25 protein-coding genes are annotated in these 25,414 nt (G+C 67.1%); 10 read left to right on the forward strand and 15 right to left on the reverse strand.

The genetic code is table 11. The features are described from left to right. Positions 1 to 50: 50 nt before the first annotated feature. Positions 51 to 665, reverse strand: a complete 615-nt coding sequence (dcd, locus tag NP511_RS15405; protein ID WP_006179842.1) for a dCTP deaminase — start codon at positions 663 to 665, stop codon at positions 51 to 53. Positions 666 to 868: 203 nt separating this feature from the next. Between dcd and NP511_RS15410 the strand changes: the two genes are divergently transcribed. Both NP511_RS15410 and pth2 read left to right on the forward strand, forming a co-directional pair. Beyond that, positions 869 to 1,684 (forward strand): hypothetical protein, encoded by an 816-nt coding sequence (locus tag NP511_RS15410; RefSeq protein ID WP_049966188.1) that lies wholly within the window; start codon positions 869 to 871, stop codon positions 1,682 to 1,684. A 68-nt stretch (positions 1,685 to 1,752) separates the two neighbouring features. After that, positions 1,753 to 2,091 (forward strand): peptidyl-tRNA hydrolase Pth2, encoded by a 339-nt coding sequence (gene pth2, locus NP511_RS15415; RefSeq protein ID WP_006179840.1) that lies wholly within the window; start codon positions 1,753 to 1,755, stop codon positions 2,089 to 2,091. Between the two features lie 3 nt (positions 2,092 to 2,094). Here the strand turns inward: pth2 and NP511_RS15420 are convergent, their stop codons facing one another. Then, positions 2,095 to 3,075: a DMT family transporter gene (locus NP511_RS15420; protein WP_049966900.1), complete on the reverse strand. Its 981-nt coding sequence runs from the start codon at positions 3,073 to 3,075 to the stop codon at positions 2,095 to 2,097. 237 nt (positions 3,076 to 3,312) lie between these two features. Here NP511_RS15420 and NP511_RS15425 point away from each other — a divergent pair, with 237 nt between their 5' ends. Beyond that, a complete protein-coding gene (locus NP511_RS15425) occupies positions 3,313 to 4,107 on the forward strand; it encodes a helix-turn-helix transcriptional regulator (RefSeq protein ID WP_049966189.1) in 795 nt (264 codons plus the stop codon). A 440-nt stretch (positions 4,108 to 4,547) separates the two neighbouring features. Here NP511_RS15425 and NP511_RS15430 read toward each other — a convergent pair whose 3' ends face one another. Next, positions 4,548 to 6,203 (reverse strand): spermidine synthase, encoded by a 1,656-nt coding sequence (locus tag NP511_RS15430; RefSeq protein WP_049966190.1) that lies wholly within the window; start codon positions 6,201 to 6,203, stop codon positions 4,548 to 4,550. 168 nt (positions 6,204 to 6,371) lie between these two features. Here NP511_RS15430 and NP511_RS15435 point away from each other — a divergent pair, with 168 nt between their 5' ends. Beyond that, positions 6,372 to 6,782 carry a hypothetical protein gene (locus tag NP511_RS15435; RefSeq protein ID WP_049905698.1) on the forward strand — a complete coding sequence of 137 codons (411 nt, stop codon included), beginning with the start codon at positions 6,372 to 6,374 and terminating at the stop codon, positions 6,780 to 6,782. A gap of 120 nt (positions 6,783 to 6,902) precedes the next feature. After that, entirely contained in the window at positions 6,903 to 8,855 is a 1,953-nt protein-coding gene (locus tag NP511_RS15440) for a hypothetical protein (RefSeq protein WP_049966191.1), read from the forward strand. A 233-nt stretch (positions 8,856 to 9,088) separates the two neighbouring features. Here the strand turns inward: NP511_RS15440 and NP511_RS15445 are convergent, their stop codons facing one another. The 3 genes from NP511_RS15445 to NP511_RS15455 form a co-directional block, all read right to left on the reverse strand. Then, on the reverse strand, positions 9,089 to 10,288 hold the full coding sequence (locus NP511_RS15445; RefSeq protein ID WP_049966192.1) for a redox-regulated ATPase YchF: 1,200 nt from the start codon (positions 10,286 to 10,288) through the stop codon (positions 9,089 to 9,091). Positions 10,289 to 10,386: 98 nt separating this feature from the next. Then, entirely contained in the window at positions 10,387 to 11,361 is a 975-nt protein-coding gene (locus NP511_RS15450; RefSeq protein ID WP_049966193.1) for an ArsA family ATPase, read from the reverse strand. Continuing rightward, positions 11,361 to 11,657, reverse strand: a complete 297-nt coding sequence (locus tag NP511_RS15455) for a DUF7990 family protein (protein WP_049966195.1) — start codon at positions 11,655 to 11,657, stop codon at positions 11,361 to 11,363. The genes NP511_RS15450 and NP511_RS15455 overlap by 1 nt, the downstream gene beginning before the upstream one ends. 75 nt (positions 11,658 to 11,732) lie before the next feature. Here NP511_RS15455 and NP511_RS15460 point away from each other — a divergent pair, with 75 nt between their 5' ends. Further along, positions 11,733 to 12,959: a CobW family GTP-binding protein gene (locus NP511_RS15460; RefSeq protein WP_049966196.1), complete on the forward strand. Its 1,227-nt coding sequence runs from the start codon at positions 11,733 to 11,735 to the stop codon at positions 12,957 to 12,959. A 12-nt stretch (positions 12,960 to 12,971) separates the two neighbouring features. On the opposite strand, the gene NP511_RS15465 is transcribed toward NP511_RS15460, so the two are convergent. Further along, on the reverse strand, positions 12,972 to 13,175 hold the full coding sequence (locus NP511_RS15465; RefSeq protein WP_006179830.1) for a hypothetical protein: 204 nt from the start codon (positions 13,173 to 13,175) through the stop codon (positions 12,972 to 12,974). 99 nt (positions 13,176 to 13,274) lie between these two features. After that, complete coding sequence (locus NP511_RS15470; protein ID WP_049966197.1) at positions 13,275 to 13,595, reverse strand: hypothetical protein; 321 nt, start codon at positions 13,593 to 13,595, stop codon at positions 13,275 to 13,277. 107 nt (positions 13,596 to 13,702) lie between these two features. On the opposite strand from NP511_RS15470, the gene NP511_RS15475 reads away from it, so the two are divergent. After that, positions 13,703 to 13,927 carry a DUF8107 family protein gene (locus NP511_RS15475; protein WP_006179828.1) on the forward strand — a complete coding sequence of 75 codons (225 nt, stop codon included), beginning with the start codon at positions 13,703 to 13,705 and terminating at the stop codon, positions 13,925 to 13,927. 37 nt (positions 13,928 to 13,964) lie between these two features. Here NP511_RS15475 and NP511_RS15480 read toward each other — a convergent pair whose 3' ends face one another. Continuing rightward, positions 13,965 to 14,180, reverse strand: coding sequence for a DUF8007 family protein (locus NP511_RS15480; RefSeq protein ID WP_049966198.1), 216 nt, complete (start codon positions 14,178 to 14,180; stop codon positions 13,965 to 13,967). Between the two features lie 198 nt (positions 14,181 to 14,378). Between NP511_RS15480 and NP511_RS15485 the strand changes: the two genes are divergently transcribed. Continuing rightward, positions 14,379 to 14,987 (forward strand): DUF8052 family protein, encoded by a 609-nt coding sequence (locus tag NP511_RS15485; RefSeq protein WP_049966199.1) that lies wholly within the window; start codon positions 14,379 to 14,381, stop codon positions 14,985 to 14,987. 217 nt (positions 14,988 to 15,204) lie between these two features. Here NP511_RS15485 and NP511_RS15490 read toward each other — a convergent pair whose 3' ends face one another. Then, positions 15,205 to 17,055 carry a carbon starvation CstA family protein gene (locus tag NP511_RS15490; protein WP_006649541.1) on the reverse strand — a complete coding sequence of 617 codons (1,851 nt, stop codon included), beginning with the start codon at positions 17,053 to 17,055 and terminating at the stop codon, positions 15,205 to 15,207. A 215-nt stretch (positions 17,056 to 17,270) separates the two neighbouring features. Next, positions 17,271 to 18,341 carry a pyridoxal-phosphate-dependent aminotransferase family protein gene (locus NP511_RS15495; protein WP_049966200.1) on the reverse strand — a complete coding sequence of 357 codons (1,071 nt, stop codon included), beginning with the start codon at positions 18,339 to 18,341 and terminating at the stop codon, positions 17,271 to 17,273. A gap of 148 nt (positions 18,342 to 18,489) precedes the next feature. Between NP511_RS15495 and NP511_RS15500 the strand changes: the two genes are divergently transcribed. Continuing rightward, the gene (locus NP511_RS15500) at positions 18,490 to 19,128 is read left to right on the forward strand and encodes a class I SAM-dependent methyltransferase (protein ID WP_049966201.1); all 639 of its coding nucleotides are present in this window, start codon (positions 18,490 to 18,492) and stop codon (positions 19,126 to 19,128) included. Between the two features lie 17 nt (positions 19,129 to 19,145). Here the strand turns inward: NP511_RS15500 and NP511_RS15505 are convergent, their stop codons facing one another. Beyond that, the gene (locus tag NP511_RS15505; protein ID WP_049966202.1) at positions 19,146 to 19,922 is read right to left on the reverse strand and encodes an NAD(P)H-hydrate dehydratase; all 777 of its coding nucleotides are present in this window, start codon (positions 19,920 to 19,922) and stop codon (positions 19,146 to 19,148) included. A 106-nt stretch (positions 19,923 to 20,028) separates the two neighbouring features. Here NP511_RS15505 and NP511_RS15510 point away from each other — a divergent pair, with 106 nt between their 5' ends. Beyond that, positions 20,029 to 20,649, forward strand: a complete 621-nt coding sequence (locus NP511_RS15510; RefSeq protein WP_049966203.1) for a phosphoribosyltransferase — start codon at positions 20,029 to 20,031, stop codon at positions 20,647 to 20,649. A gap of 139 nt (positions 20,650 to 20,788) precedes the next feature. On the opposite strand, the gene gdhB is transcribed toward NP511_RS15510, so the two are convergent. The 3 genes from gdhB to NP511_RS15525 form a co-directional block, all read right to left on the reverse strand. Then, positions 20,789 to 22,111 carry a glutamate dehydrogenase GdhB gene (gdhB, locus tag NP511_RS15515; protein ID WP_006649536.1) on the reverse strand — a complete coding sequence of 441 codons (1,323 nt, stop codon included), beginning with the start codon at positions 22,109 to 22,111 and terminating at the stop codon, positions 20,789 to 20,791. A gap of 2 nt (positions 22,112 to 22,113) precedes the next feature. Continuing rightward, positions 22,114 to 22,260 carry a rubrerythrin-like domain-containing protein gene (locus NP511_RS15520; protein WP_006179819.1) on the reverse strand — a complete coding sequence of 49 codons (147 nt, stop codon included), beginning with the start codon at positions 22,258 to 22,260 and terminating at the stop codon, positions 22,114 to 22,116. A gap of 112 nt (positions 22,261 to 22,372) precedes the next feature. Beyond that, positions 22,373 to 25,333, reverse strand: coding sequence for a bacterio-opsin activator domain-containing protein (locus NP511_RS15525; protein ID WP_049966204.1), 2,961 nt, complete (start codon positions 25,331 to 25,333; stop codon positions 22,373 to 22,375). Between the last annotated feature and the right edge of the window lie 81 nt (positions 25,334 to 25,414).

Genomic DNA, 25,414 nt, shown 5'->3' on the forward strand with positions numbered 1-25,414 from the left:
CGAAACGGCGTGCCGACGTCTCGAGGGCGGATCGAGTTCCAGCCCCGGGTTCACTCGCCGTCCGCGTCCCCGCGCTCGAGTTGGTCGCCGCCGAACTCGTCGTCGCTCTCGATCCGGGAGGCCTGCGGTCCGCTCTGGTCCTGATACTTCGAGCCCCGCTCGCTCCCGTAAGGCCGGTCGGCTTCGGTCTTGAGTTCGGTGAAGGTGAGCTGGGAGATCCGCATACCCGGCGTGAGCGCGACGGGTGCAGAACCCAAGTTCGACAGTTCCAGCGTGATCTGGCCGCGATAGCCGGGATCACAGAGGCCGGCGGTAGCGTGGACGACGACCGCGAGCCGGCCCAGCGAGGACCGGCCCTCGACGTGGGCGATCAGATCCGCCGGGATCTCGACGCGCTCGTGAGTCGTCCCAAGCACGAAGTCGCCCGGGTGGAGGATGAAGTCGTCGTCCTCGTCGACGACGGTCTCGGAGACGTAATCGTCGACTTCGTCCTCGGAGTTGGGGTGAATACAGGGGATGTTCGTCCGCTGGAACTCGAGAAACTCCCGGCCCAGTCGGAGGTCGACGCTCGCGGGCTGGATCTGCAGTTCCGGGTCGTCTAACGGCTCGACGACGAGGTCGCCGGCCTCGAGTCGGTCGAGGATGTCCGCGTCGGAGAGGATCATATCGAGAGGGAGCGAACACGGCACCCTAAAGTCCTCGGTCCGCCGTCGCTCGCGGCGCGGTCCCGGTTCGATCCACGGGTGACCGGCGACCCTCGGTCGAGCCAACGGTTTACATCATTTATGATGTTGGTACAATTCAAGCGCCTGTAACCCGACGACGGACGGCCTAACCGATTATAACGCTGTACGATGAAGGTGGGTCCATGAGTGGGAGGCAGGGCCGATTCAACGGGGACACGGAAGTCCTACACCAGCGGGCGGTCAGAGTTCCGCTCCCCGATCTCGAGGCCGAGCGGCTGTTCCACGAGAACATGCTGACGATCGCGGCCGCGTTGGAGCGGAAAGCGGACCTGCTCGCCGATCCCGAAGTGACCGTGTTAGACGCCTACGAAGCACAGTTCGATCACGCCGCCGAAAGCTTCCAGCGGCGACTCCGACGGATCGTCGGCGACGATTACAAGGCGGTCGCACGGGCGTATCATCGCGGGGATCGCGACGACCGCATCGGCGCGATCGCCGCGTACTACCTCGAGGGGGCCTGGCGCGCCCAACAGCAGGCCACGATCACGGACATGCTGTACGCGCCGCTGGTCCTCCGGTATCCGAACAGTTTCACGGTCAACATCCGCTTTGCCAACGGGCACAAGACGACCGAGGCGATCCGATACGAGTCGCCCGAACACTCCACGGACGACCTCGACGAGGAGTACGCCGAAACCTACTACGACGAGAGTTACTACTCCCAGCGGCGGGCGGCGACGTATCTCGAAGCGGGTGCCGAGATCATCCGCGAGGAGTTCCCCGACCCCGACGAGACCGCCCGGGAAGAGCGGGAGTACGGCGGTTTCGTCTCGGCGAGCGGCCGCCGGGGATCGGTATTCTCGGCAATGATCGAACGGGTCGAGCCCGATCCCGACCGGTTCGAGAGGCCGATCGACGAACCGACGCTAGTCGAGGCGGGGCCCGAGGCCAGACGAACGGAACGGGAGTACTTCCGCGAGAGCGAGGTCGTTCACTGACGGCTCGCCGGCGTCCGTCGCAGCGATCGATAGGTACCGCTAAAGGCATCGACGTCCTCGAATAGGCCATGAAACAGGCCATCGTCGCTCGCACGGATATCGGGATGGGACAGGGAAAGCTCGCCGCACAGGTCGCTCACGCGTCGCTGTCGGCCTACGAGAACGCCGATCGGCAACTGCGAGACCAGTGGAAGGAGGGGGGCCAAAAGAAGGTCGTCCTGAAAGGCGAGAGCGAGCGCCAACTTCACGAACTCTCCGAGATCGCCGAGCGAAAGGGGATTCCCACCGGACTGATCCGAGACGCCGGCCACACCCAACTCGAGCCGGGGACCGTCACCGCGCTGGCAGTCGGCCCGGCGGCCGACGACCGCGTCGACAGCGTGACCGGCGAGCTGTCGCTGTTTTAACCGTCAGTCCGACCGGTAGCCGCGGGGTTCGTCCCTGACTGGGGTTTCGTCGTCGGGCAGCCGCGGGTCGGGGGTGAGCCGCTCGCGCAGCGAGCGGAGATCGACCGACTTGCTGCCCAGCACCGCGAAGCCGGCGAAGATCGTCAGGAAGCCGGCGACCGCCAGCGCGTCGATCGTCTCACCAAGCAGCGCCCAGCCACCCAGCGTCGAGACGACGGGCACGACGTAGAAGATCAGGTTCGCGCGGATCGCGCCGGCCGCGTCGATCAGGCCGAAGTAGGCGATGTAGGCGAGGACGCCCGCGAAGACGCTGACGTACCCCAGTGCCGCGACCGCTTCGACGGTCCAGTCGATCGCGGCCGCCGACTCGCCGCCCGTCCAGGCGAGCAGGTGACACAGCGCCGCGGCGAAGGGCAGCCCCCAGGCGACCCGGACCGTACTCGAGAGGTCGCTGTCCGCCCGACGGATCAGCACGGCCCCGAGCGCGGCGGCGATCGCGCCGACGAAGAGGATCCCCTTGCCGACGGCACCGCCGAGCAGGTTCGCGGGGTCGGGGCTGACCACGAGGCCGACGCCGAGCAGGCCCAGCCCCATCCCGGCCGCACCGCGGGCGGAGAGCCGCTCGTCCGAGAGGAAGAACGCGGCGAAGATCGGCGTCATGATGGGGTTGAGGCTGTACATGATCGAAGCCACCGCGCTGGTGACGTACTGCTGGCCGACGAACAGCAAGGCGTTGGTCAGCCCGATCGCGAGAACGCCGGTCGCGAGGATCGCTCCGATGTCGCCGCGGGTCCGGGGAAACAGGTCCGCCCGCGAGGTCGTCAGCCCGACGTAGGCAAGCATGATGACGGCGGCCACGTCGAATCGGAACGCCACGAACAGCAGCGGCGGGAAGTACGCAAGCCCGGCTTTCGCGGCGACGAACGTGCCGCCGAAAAACAGGCTCGAGAGGGCGAAGAAGACGGCAGTACGACGCGCTACCACGGCGTCGTCACCACCGTGCGAACCGCATGCGCCGACCCGGACCCGGGCGACGCGTGAAGAGTGGAGATCATCGTACACGGACGTACGAACGTCGGGTATATAGTTTCGTTCAGAAACGATTTCAGAGCAAGAAATGTGGGCGGGCCGGGAAAGGGACCGGCGACGCGACACCCGCGCGGGCCGTGAAACCCTTTCACGGTGCGAAAACGGTTTGGTCTCGGCCCGGAGAGGTGACGTATGGAATCGGCGCTCGAGGAGATCGAGTTCCTGGCGCTCTCGGAGAACCGCGTCGCGGTGCTGGAGCTGCTCTCGGCGGGGCGGCACACGCGCAGGGAGTTGGCCGACGAAACGGGGGCCTCGCAGGCGACGCTGGGCCGGATCCTCGGGGACTTCGAGGACCGGTCGTGGGTCAGACACGAGGGCAGCGAGTACGTCGCGACCGCGACCGGCCGACTCGTCGCCGAGGGGTTCACCGACCTGCAGGAGATCCTCGAGACTGAGGGGCGACTCCGCGACATCGTCGACTACCTGCCGACCCATGCGATGGACTTCGACCTCCGGCGGCTCTCGGACGCGACGATCACCGTCCCGACGGCGACGCGGCCGAACGCGCCGCTCTCGCGACTGCTCGAGTTCGTCCGCGATGGCGACGAAATCAGGACGTTTTCACACACGTTCAACGGACAGGCGCTACGGGTCGTCAGCGAGCGCGTGATCGGCGGCGACCAGCGCTTTCGGGGCGTCTTCGGCCGCAACGCGATCGAGGCGCTCGCCGAGGAGTCGGAGCTTCGCGACCGGCTCGAGGCCCTGCTCACGGCCGAGGACGCCGAGATCAGGGTCCGTGAGGAGGGCGTTCCGATCGCGATCATGATCGTCGACGACCTCGTTTACCTCCTCCTGCGCGACGAGGACGGCATCCTGCGGGCCTCCGTCGATACCGACGACGACGCCGTCCGCGCGTGGGCCGAGGACTCGCTGGATCATTACTGGCGGACCGCGACGCCGCTTTCGGTCGACGATCTCGCCGATTAGGTTCGGCTTGGACACCCGCGCGTAAAGGGTGGCTTTTTATGTCGACTACACGACCATACTGGCGTGGTCGATGACCACCCACGCATCACCGAATTGCGTGGCTAAACAAGAGAGTCGGTAGGAGGTGAAGTAGCGTGCCTCCAAACGTCCGCGCGGCGCTCGCGACGGGCGGTGTGACCCTGGTGGCACAGGGAAATGCGCTGGGTTGGGCGCTTATCGCCGTCGCGGTCGCCGCCTCGACTGAGGAATCAGGCGGCAATTAACTGGCCGCTGGGGCGGCCAGCCATCCTGATTTATCGTATCGGATGTAGGCGTGGTCTATTGGCGGTGCCTACACGGGATACTAGTATCTCGCACTCAAAAAGTATTGCTATACTTTACTGTCTTTACGAAAGTATAGTCTCCGAATGTATACTCTCCGGAGTCTCACAAAACTGTGTTCATTCAATTATAGTGTGTGTCTGCTGGATCTGCTCGAGCCCCGCCGCAGGCCGCGCCGTCGCGAGCGGGTCCGGCCCGACCGTGATCGAGGCGGGTTCCGGCTCCGCCTCGTCCTCGTCGGTCTCCTCGATGACGTACTCCTGGCCGATCGTCGACGCCTGTAGGTTGTCGACGGGCGCGTGATCCTCGGTCAACACCGGCACGTCGTCGGTGTTCGGGTCGTCCATGTACGCGTCGACCTCGTCGCTCAGGTCGATCGGCAGGTCGCGGCGCTCGTTGCGGGCCGCGAGGTCGTCTTCGGTGAACTCGGTGTCGGCCTTCGTCGCGGCGACCTCGATGTTCTGGACCGAGCCCAGACTCGAGGTCCGGAAGCTGTAGGTCGAGGGGAACGCCTCGTCGATGGTCTTGTATTGGGCCCGGTAGAACGCCGAGCCGGCCCCGCTGGGCGCGGCGATGACGTTCGCGAGGAAGACCCCGTCGTCGGAGAGTCGGTCCTCGACGAGTTCCATGAATTCCAGTTGCGTGAGGTGGATCGGAACCTGATCCTTCTGGTAAGCGTCGAGGACGATCAGGTCGTAGGTCTCGTCGGTCTCCTGCAGGAAGATCCGGCCGTCCTCGGTGTGGGCAGTCATGTTCTCGCCCTCCTCGAGGCGGAAGTACTCCTTGGCCGCCTGCGTCACCTCGGGGTCGAGTTCGACGACGTCGACATCGACATCGTAGCGCCGCTCGAAGTCCTTCGGGCCGGTGTAGCCGCCCCCGCCGATGAACAACACGTCATCGACCTCGTCGGGGTCGTCGGTCATCAGCATCGGCAGATGGAAGTACCGCGTGTACTCGAAAACGTGTCGGTCCGGGTCCTCGAGGTCCATCGCGCTGTGGCGCGCACCGTCGAGATACAGCGTTCGCACGTCGCCGTCGTCGATGACCTCGAGTTCCTGATAGGCCGTCTGAGTCTCGTAGACGACGTCGCCGCGGTGGTCAAAGGCGACGGGGCCGACGCCGCCGGCGACGACCAACAGCAGGGCGATGCCGATGCTCGCGGCCGCGGGTCTTGGCGCGACCCGCGGGAGGGTCAACGCGAACGCGGTGCCGACGAGGATGAACCCGAACAGCAGCCCGATCGCGTCGATTCCCAGCGACGGAATCAGGAAGTACGTGGTCGCGCCCGCGCCGACGATGCTGCCGATGGTGCCCAGCGCGTAGACGTGGCCCGACGCCTCGCCGGTGCCTTCTTTCTCGGAGAGTTCGGCCGAGTAGGGACTGATAAAGCCAAGCAGATAGGTCGGCGGGCCGAACAGGATCAGGACCGCCGGCAGCGAGGCGTAGCGGGCCGGAAGCGGCAGCGTCGACGCCGAGAGCAGGAGTTGATCGCTGGCGTAGACGACGATCGCGACGTAGCCGGCCGTCCCCAGCAGGAGCCAGCTCATCCGCGCGTTCGAGGCGGTATCGGCACGTTTGCCACCTTGCCAGTAACCCAGGCTCAGTGCAGCGAGGAAGACGGTGATGATGCTCCCCCACGTGTAGATGCTGTTCCCGAACTGCGGGGCGATGATCCGGCCCGCGAGGATCTCGAGACCCATACTGGTGACGCCGGAGACGAACACCGCGACGTCGGGTTTCGTCGGGCGGTACGCGGAGGGCTGCCCCAGACTCATTACCGGGACATAGCGGGCCCGGCAGGAGAACTTGTCGCCTCGGTACGGATTCGCCGGGACTCGGTCACGACGGGAGCTGAGACACCGACGGAACGAGCGAGACGCCCCGAGCCGAACGTGAAGTCCGTGACGACCGACGTTTATGGCCGTTCCGTCCGTGGGGCCGATATGCGTGATGTGACGGTCTCTGGAGTCGTCGCTGCGGCTCCGACCGAGCTGTCGGCGTGGCTCGAGCCGGCGACGATCGTCGAGGCAGAGGGGAGTTTCGCGATCGAACGCGTCGAGGAGCGGGACGGGGCGACGGTCGTCGTCGCCAGCGGCCCGGGACTGCAACTGCCGCTGCGGTTCGAGGACCGCGACGGGACGATCTACTACACACAGGAGAGCGAGCGCGGCCCCTTTTCGGCGATGGAGACGTGGCTCGAGATCGACCCCGTCGACCACGGACGGACCCGACTCACCGCCCGCTCGGCGGTCGAACTCGCCGCCCCCCTACCGTTCGGCGATCGGATCGCCGCCTGGAAACGGCGGGGCGAACTCACGAATCTGCTCGAGTCGGCCGAGACCGGTTTCGAGTAACGGCTCGGGACTGGATCGCCGGGCGGTGGAATCGTCGATCGGGGCCGATCGACCGAACCTGTTTCTAACGTAGAAAGTTATGAAAACCTACTTGTGGTGCGGGGAACGAAATCGGATCGTATGCCGCAGTATCCCCGCCGAACCCTCCTCGGCAGTATCGGCACGACGATGACCGTCGCACTGGCAGGAAACGCTGTCAGCGCGACGGACGGACGGTCCACCAACGATGTCGGCTCGCCGGCGTTCGACTCCCTCTTCGACTATTTCCCGGCCTCGGCCGAATCGGACTCGATGGCAGTTGTGACGAGGGATCTCGAGCAGCAGCGAAAGGCCAACGACCCCTACGGACACATGTCGACGGGCAGCGGGTTTGGGATCGACCCCGAGTCGATCTCGAAGCAGGCGTTCGTCTACGCGACCGACGACGATGCGTTCTCGATGCCGATCGTCGTCATCGCCGGTGACTTCGAACTCGAGGACGACGGCGACATTCGCGAGACCGACGGCGGCGTCGAGTACGAGCGCCGCGAAGACAACGAGATGGTCGCCGCCGTCACCGAGACGGTCGTCGTCGCCGCCGAAAACGACGAGCGGATCGGCGAGGCCCTCGCGGCGAACGCGGGCGAGGCCAAGCGACTGCTGGACGCCGAACCCCTGCTCGAGGAGGCGTTCGGCCTCTTCGACGGGGAGCATGCCGACTACACGGTCCAGATCGGCGAGGGGTATCAGTTCCCCGACTTCACCGACGACGCCGCCATCGAATACAGTGCCCGAGCAACGACCGTCCTCGATCCGGATACCCTCGAGGTGAACATCGGCGTCGCCTTCGCGGACGCTACGGAGATCACTGACGAACTGGTCGATACGCTCACGAGCGAGTTGCGCTACATGGCGCTCACCGGCGAGCCGACGGTCGAACGAGACGGGTCGCTCGTCACCATCACCGCCGAGCGCGATCTCGCCGCCGAACGGGAAGCCAACGACCACGAGAGCCCGGGAAGTCTCCGGCCCGAGGAGGACATCGATCTCGAGGACGACCAACTCGAGATCGAGATCGGACGCGGCGATCCGACCCCGGTCGAGGATCTCACGCTCGAGGTGGGCGGCGAGGAGTACGACCGCGATATCTGGACCAACAGCCACGGCACCCTCGAAGAGGGAGATACGATCGTCATCGACATGGACGATGTCGAGCCGAACCTATCGATCACCCTCACCCACGACCACGCGGCCGGGAGCAGCACGAGCGGGACGTCGATCCTCGATCGATTCGAGTTCGAATACGACTACGACGTCGACGCCGGAACGCCCACCGTCGAGTACGCGGACGAGTTCCCGCTCGAGGGCGAGCGGGTTTCCATCGCCGTCTACGACGAACGACCGTGGTACCATTCCCCTGACGAGGAAGTCGAGCCACGAACCACCGCTCAGCCGTGGTCCGGAACGATGCGTTCGGGCGACGGGACGACGCTCGAGGACATTCGGCCGGGTGACACCGTTCTCGTCTGTTGGGACGGAACGACCATGGAAGACAGTATCGCACACTTCCGTGCCCAGCCGCCGGGGACCGTGGCCTTCGACTACGACTTCGAGCGCAAGACGCTCTCGGCGACGCTCGAACTCGAGGACGGCGAGCGCCCGGCCGACGCGTACGAACTGCTGATCGACGACGAGCCGGCCGAGACGCAGTGGGCCGACGAGGCGGACACTGTCTCTTCGGGGGCGACGATCGAAGTCGACGACGTTGCGGCCGGATCGGATGTCACCGTCGTCTGGGGTGACGACGATGTCCGTGTCAGCGGAACCCATCCGCGACCGCGGATCGAACTCGAGTTCGACGAGGATCAGGGCGTGATCGAACACGTCGGCGGCGATTCGGTCGCCGCGTCGGAGCTTACCCTCCGGGTCATGACCGAAGACGGCTTCAGCGAGATCGACCTCGGCGAGGAAATCGACGGTGAGTTCGAACAGGGAGATACCGTTTCCGTCGATGCCGACGAAATCCGGTACGCGATGCTCTCGTACGACGGTACCAGCGGTTCGATCGGTCACGTCGTTCCATCGCGGGAGTAACGATTCCAGCGGTTATCCGTAAGTGATCCGCGCCGTGTACCACTGACCTCGCCGCATCTTTTGTCGTACTTCGACGGACCGCAGCGTTGGCCGGGTCGGTCGTCGGCAGGAAGTGCGTGACAGCTCTGCTGTCGTCCGTAGTCGCCCCGAACGGGGACGCATGCTGGGCTCTTCCGGTCAGGCCGGGCCGGCGACGTGCGGAAGGTCCCGCAGTTGGCGACTCCTGCGGTCGGTCAGTTCGTCGTGATAACTTCGATCACGTCCCGGGACTCGACCTCGTAGTCCTTCCCGAGCTGGCGGTTCGTCCGACAGTCGATCGCGTGCAGGAACCCGTCGCCGATATCGGAGTGGAGGCTGTAGGCGAAGTCCTCCGCGGTCGAGTTCGGCGGGATCAGATAACAGTCTGGCAACACTTCGCCGCGTTCGTTGCCCAGCCCGTTCGCACCGCCGGGGAACACCGGCGTCACGCCCAGCACGTCGAAGAGCGCGGTCTCGAGCGCCGCCTGGACGCCCGTCGCACCGAACTCGTCGAGGAAGTCCCGGATCTGCTCGAGTCCCTGTTCCTGGTCGCCGGAGACGTCGCCCGTGATTTCAAAGTCGTCGTCGCCGGGCCGGTAGTCGACGACGCCGGCCTTGTCGGCCGATTTCAGCGCCTTCTCGGCGTGGGCACTACAGGGCACGATCGTCAGGTGATCGTAGTCCGGATCGTTCGCGATCGCCTCGTAGTTCTCCTGTGCCTCGGGCGTGTCCATCTTGTTCGCCGCGATGACCATCGGCTTGGTCTCCTTGCGGATCTCGCGGGCCAGCTCGAGTTTGTCCTCGTCGTCCCACGCCTCGGGCTCGAAGCCGACATCGACCCGCCGGATCAGGCGCTTGATCTCGTCGTCGGTGGTCTTGAACGCGCTCATCTGCTCGGCGAGTTCCTCTTCGATGGCGTCGTCCTCGGTCGTGTAGCCCGATTCGTAGCGTTCGATCCCCTTCTCGAGGACGTCGAGATACCATTGATCGAGTTCCACCTCGAGGAAGTCGATGTCGTCACGGGGGTCGTGGCCCTCGGTGGGTTCGCCCTCGGCGTCGGTTTGTCCGGAGAAGTCGACGACGTGGACGAGGACGTCGGTCTCGTTTAGGTCAGAGAGGAACTGATTGCCCAGCCCGTTGCCCTCGTGTGCGCCGGGGATGAGCCCGGCCACGTCGACGAGCTTCGTGGGGACGAAGCGGGTGCCGTGGTCGCAGTAGCCGACGTTGGGCGTACACTCCTCGTCGAATTCGGGGGCCGCACAGTCGACGCGGACGTAGGCCTCGCCGACGCTGGGGTCGATCGTCGTGAACGGGTAGGCCCCCTCGGGCACGTCGTTCATCGTCGCGGCGTTGAAGAAAGAGGACTTGCCGACGGACGGTTTGCCGACCAGTCCGATTCGGTAACTCGTACTCATTATCCGTCCGTGGCGCGGCCAGCGTAAACGGGTTTCCCTCCGTCGCTGGGGTGGTATGTATGGGCGTATCAGATTCGCGCAGTCGACTCGAACGGGGGCTAGACGTGCGTCGGCGGCTCGACCGCGGTCGCGATATCGAGTTCGGCGGCGACGTCGTCGAGTAGGTCGCCTTTGACCTCCGAACTTCGCCAGCCGATTTCGGCGACCAGCGGCGGCTCGAACTCGGACCGAATGGTCTCGAGGCGTTCCTCCTCCGTCGCGACCCGCTCGCGGAGGTAGCGTGCGCCCCGGCCGTTCTCGTCGGGGTCCGGCGACGGCGTGAGCTTGTTGGCGACGAGTCCACGGACGGCGAGGTCCTTTTCGCGGATGTCGGCGATCGAGCGGCGGGTTTCGTTGACCGACAGTTCGTCGGGGTTGAGGACGAGGAAGAACGCGGCGTCGTCGTGCAGCGCCGACCCGGCGAACTCGAAGAAGGACTTGCGCTCCTCGAGTCGCGCTAGAACGGGGTCGCCCTCCATCACGCGGCGGGGTTCGTTGTTGCCGATGGCGGCCTTCTCGAAGAGGTCGATGCTGGTCCGGCGCTTGTACATCAGCCGGTCGATCCAGTCCTCGAGCAGGTCGGGCAGGCCGAGCAGGCGAAGCGTGCTGCCCGAGGGCGCGGTGTCGAAGACGACCCGGTCGTAGTCGTCGGCGGTGCGCATCACCTCGATGAACCGGTCGAACAGCGCTGACTCGTAGGCCCCCGGCGTCCCGTGAGCCATCTCGAGCTGGCGGTTGATCTCGTTGACCATCGAGGCCGACACCTGCTCGGAGAGGTCCTGCCGGATCTCGTCTAAGTGCCGGGTGACCTCGTCCTCGGGGTCGATCTGCATGGCCTCGAGTCGATCGACCCCCTCGACCGGTCGCGGCGAGTCCCCGAACGGCTGGTCGAAGACGTCCGTGACGGAGTGGGCGGGGTCGGTCGAGACGACGAGGGTGCGGTGGCCGTCGCGGGCGCACTTGAGCCCGTAGGCACATGACACCGTCGTCTTGCCGACGCCGCCCTTGCCGCCGAAGAAGACGAACGGTTCCATCAGAAGTGGTACTGCTGGCCCTTTCGTTCGAGGTACGTGCCGCGGTCCCACAGCCGCCGCTCCCACGCTTCGAACTCGTCCTCGAGATAGGGTAGCAGTTCGGCGGTGTAGTAGGAGACCGGCGACGGGATGCCGAAGGCGTCCGGGAAACACGCCAGGATGAACGCGTCCTCGGCGTCCTCGGCTTCCTTCTCGATCTTCTCGTAGGCTGGGTGCGAGATCATCCCGTGATAGAGCCCCAGGAGCCACTCCTCGAGCGTCTCGCGAAACGCGTCGATCCGGTCGGCCAGATCCATGCCTGTATCTGTGTATCGAACGCTAAAAACCCTCGTGGCTCGCTTTCAAGACGTTCCGGCGTCTGTTATCCGGCTATGAGAACGGACACGGACGACGGACGTCCCGTCACGATCCTCTCGGGCAGTCTCGGGGCGGGGAAGACGACGCTTTTGAACCATCTGCTGTCGAACGCCGGCGACCGGTCGCTTGCAGTGTTGGTCAACGACATGGGGGAGGTCAACGTCGACGCCGACCTCGTCGCCGAAGGATCGGAACTCGAACTCGACGACGGCGTCGCGGAACTCTCGAACGGCTGTATCTGTTGTGAACTGCAGGACGACCTCGAGACCGCCGTGGTCAGGCTGGCCCGCGATCGCTCGTTCGATCACCTGATCGTCGAGTCGTCGGGGATCTCCGAGCCCGCACCCGTCGCACGGTTGTTCACGACCGAATCCCGGGTCGCGGCGCTGTACGACGTCGACACGCTCGTGACCGTCCTCGATACCCCCGCCTTCCTCGAGGCCTTCGCCGGTGAGGACGCTCCCGAACGCCGCGGCGACGAGGACGATCGGCCGCTCTCGGACCTGCTCGTCGAGCAAGTCGAGGTCTCGAACCTCGTGTTGCTCAACAAGGCCGATCGCTGTACCGAGGCGGAACTCGAGGAGGCCGAAGAACTCGTCGGTGCGCTCCAGCCCGACGCGGAGACGATCCGCACGGAGTTTGCGGCGGTCGATCCCGACCGACTGCTCGGTGCCGGCCTGTTCGACCCGGATCGGGTGACCGACCTGCCGGGCTGGAAGCGCGCACTCGAGTCGACCGATGGCGAGGGCACCGACCACGAGGGCGACGGCCGTCACGACGACCACCACGGCCATCACCACCCCGACGAAGTCTACGGCGTCTCCTCGTTCGTCTACCGGGCCCGGCGGCCGTTTCACCCCGAGCGGTTCGCCGCCGTCCTCCGCGAACTGCCGCGGTCGATCGTCCGCTCGAAGGGGACCGCGTGGCTCGCCGACAACGAGATGCGGGTCTCGATCGCGGGGGCTGGCCCCTCGGTCCGGGCCACCGCACAGGGTCCCTGGATCGCCAGCCTGCCCGCGGTCGAGCGCGACATGTACCGGTCGAATCGTCCCGATCTCGAGTGGCACGACGAACACGGCGACCGGCGGACGGAACTGGTATTCATCGGCACCGACTACGACGAGGCGGCGCTGCGGAAGGGCCTCGAGGACGCGCTGGTCACCGACGCGGAGTGGGAGGGCGCCCTCGAGGGGCCGTTCCCCGACGAGCAGGGGGCGGCCGTCGTCGTCCGTGAGCCGTGACCGGGTCCCGTCTCAACACGCACAGTCGCGACCGGTCGCGCGCTCGAAGCGCATCTCCGAACCGCAGTCCGGGCAGACCGGCTCCCCCTCGAGGTCGACGTCCCTGATGCGGACGGCGCAGTCGTCACACCAGTAGGCTCCCGTGGAGCCGTCGTCGGGCCGCTCTTTCGGCGCGGGCGAGCTGAGGGCCGTTTTGACCGAGTCGATGAGTCCCATACGGGGTCGTTCGGTCGGCGGCCACTAATATCGTGCGACAGTGTATCATAGACACACGACCGCGGATCGGGGTGCGCTACCGATCCGGGGCGGTCCGTCTCAGCCGACCACGAGCGGCACGGACAGCGCGACGAGCAGCGCTCCGAGGATCGGAATGAGATAGAACACCCGCCGTGCGCGGACCGCGGCCGCAACCTCGCAGTCGAGTTCGGGCCGAGCGGTCCAGATCTGCCGGTAGAAGGCGCCGGCGGCGGTGACGACGAACACCGCCGTCGAGAGCCAGATCGCCGCCTCGAGGGACAGGCCCAGCGCCTGTCCGTACAGCGGCCCGAACGACAGCAGGGCCATGAACGCGAGTCCGACCACGACGCCGAACGGGACCGGATCGACGGGCGTGCCGTCGCGATTACGGAGTTGCATACCCGCCGTTCGGACTCGAGCGGCAAAGAGCTAGACCGTGCGGTTTCCGGCCCGTCCGACGCGTCCCGCCGGCGAAGCTATAAGTGGCGGTGCCGCCGTCTCCCTGTATGAACGACGAGGACTCCGACCGCGAGGGGTTCGAGGCCGGCGTATCATCCTCGCAGGGCGACCCGCGGGTCCTGCTCGTGATGAACGCCGTCCTCTCGACGCTGTTCGGTTGGACGGTCGTCTGGGGACTGTCCTTTCTGGACGTCCTCGAGTTCAGTCCTATCAATGTCGCCACGGCGGCGATACTGCTGTTCGCGCTGACGTATCTCGTGACGATGTCCTGACCGGCGGCCCGTTCGCTCGCGGAGCCGGCGGGGCTGGTCAGCGGCCGTAAATGAGTCGGTGGCCGAGGTCGTCGATCCGATCGGTCACGCGGCCGATCCACGCGCCCGGCGAGACGCGCCGGAGTGTCTCGTCGTCGACCTCGATCGCGTCCTCGCCGAACGGGTCGCGAGCGTCGTCCTCGTCGCTCGAGGCGACGTCGACGACCGTCGACATCGAACACCGGCCACAGGCTTCGGTCCGTTTGCTCCCCATGGTAACTCCTTACACGAAGAAACAGCTCCGGCGGCTAAAGCCTACCGCTCGAGCGCCGCAGCGCCGGCTCGCCGTCCACCGACGGGTATTTGATATTCCGAGCGCAACGAGTGGTATGCGAAACCCCGTCACGGATCCGACCGGAACCGAGCCGACGCCGGATCGCGACCGAACCAGCCCGCGGTCCGTCGCCGCGCGATGAGCGACGAGCGGGCACCGGCGGAACTGCCGGCCGAAATCCGCGAGGGGGTCCCCGACTGGGAGGACGAGTACCTCGACCGGGTGTCCGACCGACTGCTGTACAACTACGACCTCGAGAAGGACCACCGGGCCGGCGGCGAGCGCTGGGACCTCTACGGGAAGCTGCGCGTCCGCAGCCAGAAGCAGTTCTTCCACCCGGCGCTGTCCTACGCCGACCACGAGGCCGAGGAGTACCTCTTTGCCCGTCGGGAGTCTCGGCCGACGGTCGCGGAACTCGAGCGACTCGTCGATCTGGGCCACGATCTCGCGGACGAGCGGGTCGTCCCCGACGAGGAACACTTCGGGACGGACTTCTCGTTCGTCCTCGTCGCGGACGAACTCTCCGACGACGTCCGCGCGTTCGTTGGGGACTTTCGCGATCGGACTCTCCTGAAGTTCGGCTATCACGGCCACTACGAGGTGAACCTCGTCGTCGTGGTCCCCGAGAAGGAGGACCACGTCGCCAGCGAGGCCGCCGACGTGGCCGAGGCGTTTACCCTCTGGGACGACGTGACGACGCCCGACGAGGGCTTTCTCTCGCGGTTCGCGAAGCGGTTCTGGCAGTAACCGGCGGGCCCGTTTTCGCTCGGATGGCAACGTCGACGACACGAGATCAGTCGCCGCCGTCCGCGACGATTTCGGAGCGATCGTTCGAACCCACAGTCGGCGGTGCGGGTCGCCGACGGATGTGCGTGTCGCAGACGGCTGGGGGTCTCGAGTGACTCGAGACGCGGTACTGTCGGTCCACGAGACACGGCGAAAGAACGGATCGGCGAGGACGACGTCAGTCGTCGCCGGGTTCGGCGGCGGGCGTCTCGGGGCCGCGACGGACGCGGCTGATGTTCCGGTAGCCCAGCCTGACGAGCGCGAGCGCGAGGCCGATGAGGACGAGGCCAAGCGCCATCTGCACGACCGCGGAGAGTTGCTCGCTGAGGGTTCCTGCACCGCCCTCGATCAGGTTCAGGTAGAGGTTCTCGTAGAACACCAGAATCGAGAGCCCGAGGACGGTGATCGTGACCATGACGGCCATCGGGACGCCGGTCGAGACGAGCTGTTTGCTGTCGTCCCAGTTGGCCAGCCAGACGGTCGCGGTCAGCAGGGCAAGCGCGGCCAGCAGCTGGTTCGCACCGCCGAACAGCTGCCAGAGGACGACCCACTGCCCGGAGATAACCAGCAGGTACGCCGGGACGGCCTGGACGATCGGGTTGGTGTACCGGCCGCGAACGAACGATCGCGGGTCCGCGTTCAGCCCCGTGTCGGTCCGTCCGGCGGGCGTGCCGACGATCTCTTCCATCATGTACCGGCCGAGGCGGACGGCCGTGTCGGTCGAGGTCAGCAGGAAGCTACAGAGGACCAGCGCCATGAACACGGCGCCGGCGGTCTCGGGGACGCCGAAACTCGTGAGGATGACGCCGCCGCCCGAGGCGAAGTTCGGCAGAGCGGCACCGATGCCGCCGCCGACGTCGGGCGCGCCCCACACGGCGAGCGTCGAGAGCGCGACAGCGGCCAGCAGGCCCTCACCGAGCATGCCGCCGTAGCCGATCAGGCGGGCGTCGGTCTCCTTGTCGAGCTGTTTGGCCGTGGTCCCCGAGGAGACCAGCGAGTGGAACCCGCTGATCGTCCCACAGGCGATCGTGATGAAAAGCAGCGGGAACAGCGGCGCGTAGCCGGCCGCTTCCGCGCCCCAGAACCCTTCGAACGCGGCGATCGAGCTGTCGATGACGAGGTCCTGATTGGCCGTCCCGAAGAACGTGCCGACGATGATCGCGAGGGTCGCACCACCGACGCCGGCGTACAGCAGGAACGACGACAGGTAGTCACGCGGCTGGAGCAACACCCACACCGGGAGCGCGCTCGCGACCGCCGCATAGACCAGAATTATCGGCACCCAGCCGGCGGTGTTGCCGCCGCCGATTCCCTCCAGCGCCGCGGCACCGGGCACCCAGCTCCCGTCACCGCCGAACAGCACGATGGTGCCCGAGGGATAGTCGCCGGCAAAGAGCGCGAGCGGGTACTCGAGGCCGACCCAGACGGCCGCGAAGACCCCGGCGACGAACAGTATCGTCCCCGGGATGAACGGGCCGTTGAACTGGTAGAGGTAGACGCCGAAGGCGAGCGCCAACCCGATGTACAGCAGCGACGCCGTCACGACCTGTGGATAGGCGTTGAAGACGATCCCGACGACCAGCGCGAAGACGGCGACGACGAGGATGATCGTCAGGAACGCGAACCACAGCAGCATGTTCTTCCCGCTCTCGCCGACGTACTCCCCGATCATGTAGCCGATCGACTTCCCCTCGTGGCGCAGACTGCCCGACAGCGAGACGAAGTCGTGGACGGCGCCCATCAGCGGGTTCCCGATGGCGATCCACAGTAGCGCGGGCACCCAGCCCCAGATCGCCCCGGCCGTGATCGGTCCCACGATCGGTGCCCCACCGGCGATACTCGAGTAGTGATGTCCCAACAGAACCGGTTTCTTCGACGGGACGTACTCCTGTCCGTCCTCGTACTTGTGTGCCGGCGTCTCCGCGTCTTCGTCGAGTTCGACGAAACGTGTAAGATATCGAGAGTACCCTACGTACCCCACAGTGAACGTTACCAGCACTGCCGCGATGATCCATATGACCTGTGTCATGGTACCTCTAGACAGACACAGTGTGATGTATGACCTTAATTGTTGTTTGTTTTCGTCCCGGTACACTCCGCGTCTGTAACCTTATATAGCATATATTGCTGGTGATATTGTCGGAATCGCGGACAAATAACGAGAGTGGAACGTCGATACGCGAGATCGGGGACGGGTCGTCCCGGAACGCCGCCTCGTGCCGACAGGTAACGGGCCCGACCGCGTCACTCCTCGAGGACGGTCGCCAGCGCGTCCATCGTTCGCTCGACCCGGTCGACTCGAGCGTTGTGTCCCATGTGGCCGACCCGGAGGACGTCGTCGGCGAGGTCGCCGAGCCCGGTCGCGAGGACGACGTCGTGGTCGTCGGCCAGCGTCCGCTGCAGCGCCTCTGCCCGGCCGGGGACCTCGAGCGCGGTCACCGTCGGCGACGGCCGGGCGTCGTCGGGGTAGACCGACAGCCCGAGGTCGGCGGCCCGCTCGCGACACCGCCGTGCGGCCCGCTCGTGGCGCTCGAAGACGGTCTCGAGTCCTTCCTCGAGCAGTAGGTCGATCGCAGCGCCGAGTCCGTAGAGGTTCGCGGACAGGTGCGTGTAGGGGAACCACTCCTCGTCGGCGGCGTCGCGCCAGGGCTCGAGATCGGTGTAGAAGCCGCGGGTCTCGAACGATTCGATCGTCGCCCAGGCGCGGTCGCTGACCGAGGCGACGGTCAGGCCCGGCGGCGCGCTGAAACACTTCTGGGAGGCGCCGAGACAAACGTCGATCCGGTCGGTCGGCACGGCCGTCCCGCCGAGCGAGGAGACGGCGTCGACGACGCTGATGACGCCGTGGTCTTCGAGGAGATCGAGGACCGGCTCGAGGTCGTTCAGGACGCCGGTCGGCGTCTCGCAGTGGACCATCGTCGCGACGTCGAACGAGCCGTCCGTGAGGTGAGACTCGACGGCTGCGAGATCGATGGAGTCGCGCCACGGGGAGTCACAGACGACCGCCTCGCCGTCGTAGCTCTCGACGAAGTCCGCAAAGCCCTCGCCGTAGGGGCCGTTGGCGATACACAGTACCCGGTCGCCGGGTTCGACCAGCGAGGCGACCGCGGCCTCGAGGCCGAGGATGCCCTCGCCGCCGAGGATCACGATGTCGTCGTCGCCGTAGATCGCCCCGAGGTCGTCGGTCAAGTCTCGATAGAATTCGAAGAATTCGGGCTCGACGTCGGGGTTGGGCGTCGGTTCGGCCATCCGGTCGCGGACGGCGGCCGGCACCGCGGTCGGCCCTGGCGTCATGCGGAGTCGATCGTCGCTCATACGGGGACTACCGGCGTGTTCGGTCATAAACCGCTCGAGAGTAGGCCGGAACACCCCCGGAGTCTCGAGCGGGCGGGAAAACGGGTATCAGTCGGGCCCTCGTCGGTTGGACCGAGTCACAATGGGAAGCGGTCTCTCTTCGCGCACAATGGGTGAACGGCGAATCGACCACCCCTGCTTTGCGGCCCTCTATGACCGGTGTATGCCGGACCGACTGCTGGTCGGCCCTCACCGTGAGTATCTCGCGGCCGATCTCTCGGGGCGGGTCCTCGACCTCGGCGCGGGGACGGGCGCGATGATCCCCTACGTCGCCGCGGGCGGCGACGACGACCTCGAGTATCACGCCGTCGAGCCGGACCCGAACATGCGCCGTCGGGCGGCATCGACGGCCGACCGGTCGGCCCTGCGGACCCAGCTCCGGGACGACCGCGCGGAGTCGCTGCCGTACGTCGACGACGCGTTCGAGACCGTGATCTCGAGTCTGGTCTTCTGTACGATCGGTGACCCCGACCGAGCGTTGGACGAGGTCGCCCGCGTGCTGGCGCCGGGCGGGGAACTGCGCTTTCTCGAACACGTCCGCAACGACGGCTGGCGCGCGCGGGTACAGGACCGACTGAACCCCATCTGGGAGCGGGCTGCGGGCGGCTGTCAGCTGAACCGCGAGACCGTCGAGCGGTTCGTCAGCCACGACGCGTTCGACGTCCTTGAGATCGAACGCACCCGGGTCGGCGTCCTTCCGGCGACGCCGATCGTACGGGGCCGGCTCCGAAGACGGCGGGAGTCCTGATCGAGCGGCACTCGCGGCTACCGGATCGCCTTGGGGATGCGCTCGATGACGTCGGTCGCGACGACGCCGGGGCCGTACGCCGCGGTCGCGAGTTCGCCGGTCTTGCCGAGGATCCACGCGCCCAACTCGGCGGCCTCCCGGCGGTCGGTCCCCTGCCCGAGCAGCGAGGCCGTGATTCCGGCCATCGTGTCGCCGGTGCCGGCGACGGTCATAGCCGACGTACCGGTCTCGTTTTCGATCCGGTCGCCCTCGGCGACGATCTCGTCGACCCCGCCCGTGAGTGTGACGACCGCGCCGGTCTCCTCGGAAAAGGCCTCGAGCGAGCCGTAGGCCTCGTAGATCGGGTCGTCCTCGGAGCCACTGGGCGTCAGGATCACGTTCGAGAGGTCGGCCTCGAGGGCGGGTTCGATCGCCAGCGCATCGACGACGGTCGGCGTCTCGATGCGGTCGACCGCTTCGCATACCGCGTCGGGATCGGCGTCGACGAGGCCGGGGCCGATCACGACGGCGTCGGCCCACTCGGCCACCTCGAGCGCCCGTTCGATCGCGCCGTCGGCGAAGGACTCGCGGCCGTAGTGGTCGACGAGCAGGTTCGGTGAGTGGCCCGCGACGACCTCGTAGATCGGTTCGGGGACGAACGCCCGGACGTGGTCGGAGCCGGTCCGCAGCGCCGCACGCCCGGCCAGCGCGGGCTGGTTCGGATACGCGACGCTGCCGCCGACGATACCGACGCGGCCGTTGTCCCGTCCAGTGTCGTCGCTGACGTTCGAGAGCGTTTGCTGGAGGCGACCCATATCTTACGTCCCGAGCGGTCCCGTGTAGCCGTTCGGCAGGCGAGTTCCGGTTTGTGGCCAGCACCGACGGCGGAAGCTAATATGGATCGCCGTCGTAGCTCGAGCCATGTTCGAGGACAGAACCGACGCCGGCGACCGCCTCGCCGCAGCGCTCGTAGGTCGTGGCCTCGACGTCGACGTCGTCCTCGGGATTCCCCGCGGTGCCTTGCCCGTCGCGCGGCCGGTCGCCGACGCGCTCGCGGCCGACATCGACGTGGTCGTCGCCCGTAAATTGGGTGCGCCGGAAAACCCCGAGGTGGCCCTGGGTGCCGTCGCCAGCGACGGTAGCGTCTGGTACAACGACGGCCTGCTCGAGCGGCTCGATCCAGACGAAAAATACCTCGAGGAAATCCGCACCGAGGAAGCCGCAAACGCCCGCGAGAAGGCCGACCGCTACCGCGAGGGTGACGGGCTGCCGGAGCTGGCGGGAAAACGCGTGCTGGTCGTCGACGACGGCGTCGCGACCGGCGCGACCGCGACCGCCTGCCTCCGACAGGTCCGCGAGGCCGGCCCGGAGTGGGTCGGGCTCGCCGTCCCCGTCGGCTCCCCGCGCGCGATCGACGACCTCGAGCGGGAGGCCGACGAGATCATCGCGCTGGAGACGCCGGCCGATTTCCGCGCCGTCGGCCAGTACTACCGGACCTTCGGCCAGGTCAGTGACGACGAAGCGCTCGAATACCTCGAGTGAGACGGCCAACCAGCGATCGATCGGAACGCGGATCGCCCGATCCAAACGGACTCCGAGCCACGCGGAAACGATAGAGGGCCGAAATCACGGGGCGACGGGTCTCGAGATGCGGCGACAGTGGGCCGTTTCTACGGTCGTGTTACGGCCACAGGCCGCGCGCCTCGTGGGCCTCGGCGACCCGCTCGAGCGCGACGGCGTAGGCGGCGTCGCGCCACGAGACGTCCGCCCGTTCGACCTCGTCTTTCAGGGCGGTCCAGGCCCGGACCATCTCGGACTCGAGTTCCTCGTTGACCCGCTCGAGCGCCCACGCGCGGCGGTTGATGTCCTGGAGCCACTCGAAGTAAGAGACGGTGACGCCGCCCGCGTTCGCGAGGATGTCCGGGATCACGTGGATCCCGCGTTCCTCGAGGATGGTGTCGGCCGCGAACGTCGTCGGGCCGTTGGCACCTTCGACGACGATGTCCGCGGCGATGGCGTCGGCGTTGTCGGCGGTGATGACGTTGCCGATCGCGGCTGGGACTAGAACGTCGACGTCGAGTTCGAGCAATTCTTCGTTCGAGAGCCGGCGCGGACTGTCGTCCTCGGTGAGGCCGGCCGCGAACCGGGTGACGGCTTCGGGCTCCTCGTCGTGGGAGGGGATCGCCGCGACGTCGATCCCGTCCGGGTCGTAGACCCCGCCGTTGACGTCGCTGACGGCGACGACGGTTGCGCCCCAGTCGGCGAGCAGGCGGGCGGCGTTGGCACCGACGCTGCCGAAGCCCTGAACGGCGACGGTCGTCTCGGAGAGGGGGTAGTCGTAGTACTCGCAGGTCTCCCGAGTGACGATGGCGACGCTTCGGCCTGGCGCTTCCTCGCGGCCGTAACTGCCGCCGATGACGGGCGGTTTGCCGGTGACGACGCCGGGGATGGTCTCGCCTTCCTGCATACTGTAGGCGTCCATCAGCCACGCCATCGTCTGCGGATCGGTCCCCATGTCCGGCGCGGGGATGTCCGTCTTCGGCCCGATCACGTCGCGCAGTTCCTGTGCAAACCGCCGCGTGAGCCGTTCGGTCTCGTCGTCGCTCAGGCGCTTGGGGTCGACGACGATCCCGCCTTTCGCGCCGCCGAAGGGCAGGTCCATCACCGCACACTTCCAGGTCATCCACATCGAGAGCCCGACACACTCGTCGCGGGTCACGTCGGGATGATAGCGCAGCCCGCCCTTGAAGGGGCCGCGAACGCTGTCGTGTTTGGCCCGGTAGCCGGTGAAGACCTCGACCGATCCGTCGTCGCGCTCGAGGGGTACCGTTACCTCGTGGACCGACGCGGGGTGGCGCAGCCGCTCGAGGGCCGCGTCGTCGACGTCCAGTCGGGCGGCGGCACGATCGAGTTGCCGGCGTGCCGTCTCGAGTGCGGTTTCCGGGTCGGACGATTCAGCCGTTGCTTCCCGGTTCGACGGCGAAGAACGCTTTTGTGATGACATCGTTACTCGATCGGTGTGCGCCGGTTTCGCATTTCGGCCCCGCACTCGGGACAGGCGTCCGGCGCGGCAGCGCGGACGACAGTACCGCATTCGAAACACTCGTAGGTCGATTCCGTCTCGGGGTCGAGTTCGGCGTCTTTGTGTTGCATGTGAGAGATGACGAGCGCGGCTGATCGTGCGTTCGTCGCACTTAGGAATAATAGGGATATTAGGATGAACCTATTCGTCAGATAGCTAGCGTCGGCGATTAGTGGGGGTTCACTATTCAACCCCCCGAGACGGGTTTGCCGGCAGTCCGATCTCGTCGAACACGATCGCGAAGAGTTTCCGCTGGACGGTCCGGACGTGCCGGTAAAACGCTGCGGGCGAGATGTCGAGTGTCTCGGCGATCGATTCGCCGGACTGCGCGCGGGGTGACTCGAAGTAGCCGCCGTAATATGCGAGCCGCACGACCTCGAGTTGGCGGTCGGTAAGCCGGTCGCGGAGGCTCGCGTGGAAGTCACGCGGGGTCGTCCGCTCGACGGATCGCTTCGACCGCAGTTCGACCTCGGAGAACACCGTCGAGACGACGTCGGCACCGCCCCGCGCGTCGACGGAACTGGGGACGTCCACGACGACGCGCGTGTCGTCGGGGGTCGCTTCCACGCCGCGCAGCAGTACCCCGTGGTCCGCGAGTTGCAGTGCGAGAACCGGCCGCGAGAGGTCGAGCAGGACCGCCCCGCCGACGTCCTCGTCGGAGCCGTCCCCGTCGCCGTCGCGGCCGATGACCCGCGCCCCATCGACGGTGACGAGGTCCGTGGCCGCGGCGGCGACGTCGTCTGGCGACGCGCCCGCGACCGTCACGACGACGGTCGCGCCGTCCTCGCGGTGGCGAACGCCGCCGTCGAACGAGACGGTGCAGTCGGTCCGCCGGGCGAGGCGGGTAAAGAGGAACGTCTCGTCGCCCACCGCGAACTCGAGGCGCGTACTCGAGTCCGAGAGGAGCGCGCGCTTGCGCTCGACGGCGGCGATCGCGGCGGCGATCGTCTCCCCGAGTTCGGCGAGGACGGTCCGGACCATCTCGTCGAACGCGTCGGGCCGATCGGCGTAGACGGTCAGGACGCCGTACGTGAAGTCGTCGTAGGACAGCGGGACGCTCACGGCGGACTGGAACTCACAGGCGAGCGCCTCCGACCGCCACGGTTCCTCGCGGAGCCCGTCGGCGACGTTCGCGACGCCGGTTACCGCCCGGTCGGTCGCGGTCCTGACCGCGGGCTCGGTGCCCTCGGTCAGCGAGAGCGACACGCTGTCGAGATACGATCGGCCCTCGGTCGCGCCGCCGTCGGCGCGGATCGCGAGTCGGTCGTCGCCGGCGTCGGCCGCCCCGATCCAGGCGAACGAAAACCGATCCGCGGTCGTGAGCCGGTCGCAGACGGCGCGTTCGATCTCGTCGCGGGTCTCCGCGCCGACCAGCGCCTGATCGAGGTCCCTGATGATCTCGTTGATTCCGTTCAGACGGGTGAGCTGGCGGTTGCGCCGCTCGAGTTCGCGGTCGCGGTCGCGCAGCGTTCGCTCGCGCCCGACGCGGTCGAGCGCGGCCTCGGCGGTCGTGGCCAGCAGGTCCGTCAACTCGCGAGCGACGTCGTCGAAGGCGTCCGGCTCGCTCGAGCCCGCGACGAAGACGCCGTGGTCCCCGAGCGGAACGTACGCGACGCTTCGCAGTTCGGTTCCGGGGTTCGAAAGCGACGGCGACTCGTGGACGTCCGCGAAGAACCGGCTCTCGCCGTCGACGAAGACGCGACCGGGAACGCTGTCGTCCGTCGCCCGATGGTCCCGGACCGGGCCGTGTAACCGCTCCATGGCCGGCGAGGACGCGGCCGGCCGCAGGACGTTCTCGTCCGTATCGAACAGGTACGCGGCGCTGGCCTCGAGGTCGAGAACGTCCGTCGCGTCGTCGACGACGATATCGGCGATCTCGCGGTCCGTCTCGGCGTACAGCAGCTTGCGGGTGGTTCGGTGCAGCGCCGTCAGCGCCTCCTCGCGGCGTTTCCGCGTCGTCACGTCGCGGCAACTGTAGAGGGTCGTCCCGCCTTGAATCGAGACTTCCCGGACGTTGACAAGCAGGGTGTGTTCCCGGCCCGCCCTGTCGGTGGCGGTACACTCGATGTTGGTCAGGACGCCGGCCGCCTCGAGTTCGTCGCGGTCGAAGAGGTCCGGCCCGAGCAGTTCGTCGATGGTCCCCATCTCGTGGATCTCGTCGTCGGAGTAGCCGAAGACGAAGTGAACGTTCGGACAGACGTAGGTGAACGCCCCGTCGTCGTCGGTGATGAGGACCGTATCGGTCATGTTGTTGAGCGTCACGCGGTGTAGCTGTTCGGACTCGCGTAACTCCCGCTCGAGGCGGGCGCGCTCGGTGACGTCGCTCGCCCGCGCGAACAGCGAGACGACGGTCCCGGACTCGTCGCGGATCGGGCGGACGGTCACGTCGAACGTTCGACCCCGGTCGGGATCGGCCGTCTCCCCCGCGGCGTCGCCCCCGTCCCGTCCGGAGACGCCCGCACCGTCGGCGCGGACGCGCGTCAGTTCCCGGTGTGCGGTCTCCCCGCTCGCGGCCGTCTCGATCGCGTTTCGGAGTACCGCATCCCCGTCGACGGTCGCCTCCCACCACGGGAGGTCCGCGAAGGGGCGGCCGCGGACGTCGGTCGCGGTCGCGTCGATCGCCTCGAGCGCGGGCTCGTTGGCCCGCCGCACGGTCCCGTCCGGCGCGAGCAGCCAGCCGTACGCCTCCGGATCGTCGAAGACGGCGTCGAACGCTCGAGCGCGGTCCCGCCGCCACCGGCGACCGCTGGCGGCCGACAGCGCCCGTTCGATCGCCGGCCGGAGGTCCTCGTCCGGTCCGTCGGGGGAGCCGTCGAGGGGGACGTACGCCGAGACGTCCGCGGCGATCGCCGCGCTCGCGACCGACTCGTCGCCGTCGATCGGTGCGAGGACGACCGGCAGGTCGGGCTCGCGTTCCCTGACCGCCTCGAGGAGGGCGAGCCCGCTCCGATCCGGGAGCGACTGGACGGTCAACAGACAGTCGACGGACGTCGTTTCGAGGCGCTCGAGCGCCGCCGTGGCGGTCGACACCGCGGTCGCGTCGAACGCGTCGTCGTCGAGGACGCTCGCCAGCGGCTCGGGTCTCGCTTCGGTGGGTGCGACGACGAGGAGTCGAGCGCCATCGAGCGGCCGTTCGGAAGCCATCGTTCCCGATACGACCTCCGGCCGATAGAACCCATCGGTCCGGTCGCGCTCGCTGGAATCGACACGCGTTCGCCGCTCGAG

The organism is Natrinema thermotolerans, from assembly GCF_031165565.1.
GTDB classification, from domain to species: domain Archaea; phylum Halobacteriota; class Halobacteria; order Halobacteriales; family Natrialbaceae; genus Natrinema; species Natrinema thermotolerans.

Excerpts from the sequence above, each read along its gene's own strand:
- dcd (WP_006179842.1), bottom strand. The coding sequence starts at position 665 with ATGATCCTCTCCGACGCGGACATCCTCGACCGACTCGAGGCCGGCGAC.
- NP511_RS15410 (WP_049966188.1), top strand. The coding sequence starts at position 869 with ATGAGTGGGAGGCAGGGCCGATTCAACGGGGACACGGAAGTCCTACAC.
- pth2 (WP_006179840.1), top strand. The coding sequence starts at position 1,753 with ATGAAACAGGCCATCGTCGCTCGCACGGATATCGGGATGGGACAGGGA.
- NP511_RS15425 (WP_049966189.1), top strand. The coding sequence starts at position 3,313 with ATGGAATCGGCGCTCGAGGAGATCGAGTTCCTGGCGCTCTCGGAGAAC.
- NP511_RS15430 (WP_049966190.1), bottom strand. The coding sequence starts at position 6,203 with ATGAGTCTGGGGCAGCCCTCCGCGTACCGCCCGACGAAACCCGACGTC.
- NP511_RS15435 (WP_049905698.1), top strand. The coding sequence starts at position 6,372 with ATGCGTGATGTGACGGTCTCTGGAGTCGTCGCTGCGGCTCCGACCGAG.
- NP511_RS15440 (WP_049966191.1), top strand. The coding sequence starts at position 6,903 with ATGCCGCAGTATCCCCGCCGAACCCTCCTCGGCAGTATCGGCACGACG.
- NP511_RS15445 (WP_049966192.1), bottom strand. The coding sequence starts at position 10,288 with ATGAGTACGAGTTACCGAATCGGACTGGTCGGCAAACCGTCCGTCGGC.
- NP511_RS15450 (WP_049966193.1), bottom strand. The coding sequence starts at position 11,361 with ATGGAACCGTTCGTCTTCTTCGGCGGCAAGGGCGGCGTCGGCAAGACG.
- NP511_RS15455 (WP_049966195.1), bottom strand. The coding sequence starts at position 11,657 with ATGGATCTGGCCGACCGGATCGACGCGTTTCGCGAGACGCTCGAGGAG.
- NP511_RS15460 (WP_049966196.1), top strand. The coding sequence starts at position 11,733 with ATGAGAACGGACACGGACGACGGACGTCCCGTCACGATCCTCTCGGGC.
- NP511_RS15465 (WP_006179830.1), bottom strand. The coding sequence starts at position 13,175 with ATGGGACTCATCGACTCGGTCAAAACGGCCCTCAGCTCGCCCGCGCCG.
- NP511_RS15470 (WP_049966197.1), bottom strand. The coding sequence starts at position 13,595 with ATGCAACTCCGTAATCGCGACGGCACGCCCGTCGATCCGGTCCCGTTC.
- NP511_RS15475 (WP_006179828.1), top strand. The coding sequence starts at position 13,703 with ATGAACGACGAGGACTCCGACCGCGAGGGGTTCGAGGCCGGCGTATCA.
- NP511_RS15480 (WP_049966198.1), bottom strand. The coding sequence starts at position 14,180 with ATGGGGAGCAAACGGACCGAAGCCTGTGGCCGGTGTTCGATGTCGACG.
- NP511_RS15485 (WP_049966199.1), top strand. The coding sequence starts at position 14,379 with ATGAGCGACGAGCGGGCACCGGCGGAACTGCCGGCCGAAATCCGCGAG.
- NP511_RS15490 (WP_006649541.1), bottom strand. The coding sequence starts at position 17,055 with ATGACACAGGTCATATGGATCATCGCGGCAGTGCTGGTAACGTTCACT.
- NP511_RS15495 (WP_049966200.1), bottom strand. The coding sequence starts at position 18,341 with ATGAGCGACGATCGACTCCGCATGACGCCAGGGCCGACCGCGGTGCCG.
- NP511_RS15500 (WP_049966201.1), top strand. The coding sequence starts at position 18,490 with ATGGGTGAACGGCGAATCGACCACCCCTGCTTTGCGGCCCTCTATGAC.
- NP511_RS15505 (WP_049966202.1), bottom strand. The coding sequence starts at position 19,922 with ATGGGTCGCCTCCAGCAAACGCTCTCGAACGTCAGCGACGACACTGGA.
- NP511_RS15510 (WP_049966203.1), top strand. The coding sequence starts at position 20,029 with ATGTTCGAGGACAGAACCGACGCCGGCGACCGCCTCGCCGCAGCGCTC.
- gdhB (WP_006649536.1), bottom strand. The coding sequence starts at position 22,111 with ATGTCATCACAAAAGCGTTCTTCGCCGTCGAACCGGGAAGCAACGGCT.
- NP511_RS15520 (WP_006179819.1), bottom strand. The coding sequence starts at position 22,260 with ATGCAACACAAAGACGCCGAACTCGACCCCGAGACGGAATCGACCTAC.
- NP511_RS15525 (WP_049966204.1), bottom strand. The coding sequence starts at position 25,333 with ATGGCTTCCGAACGGCCGCTCGATGGCGCTCGACTCCTCGTCGTCGCA.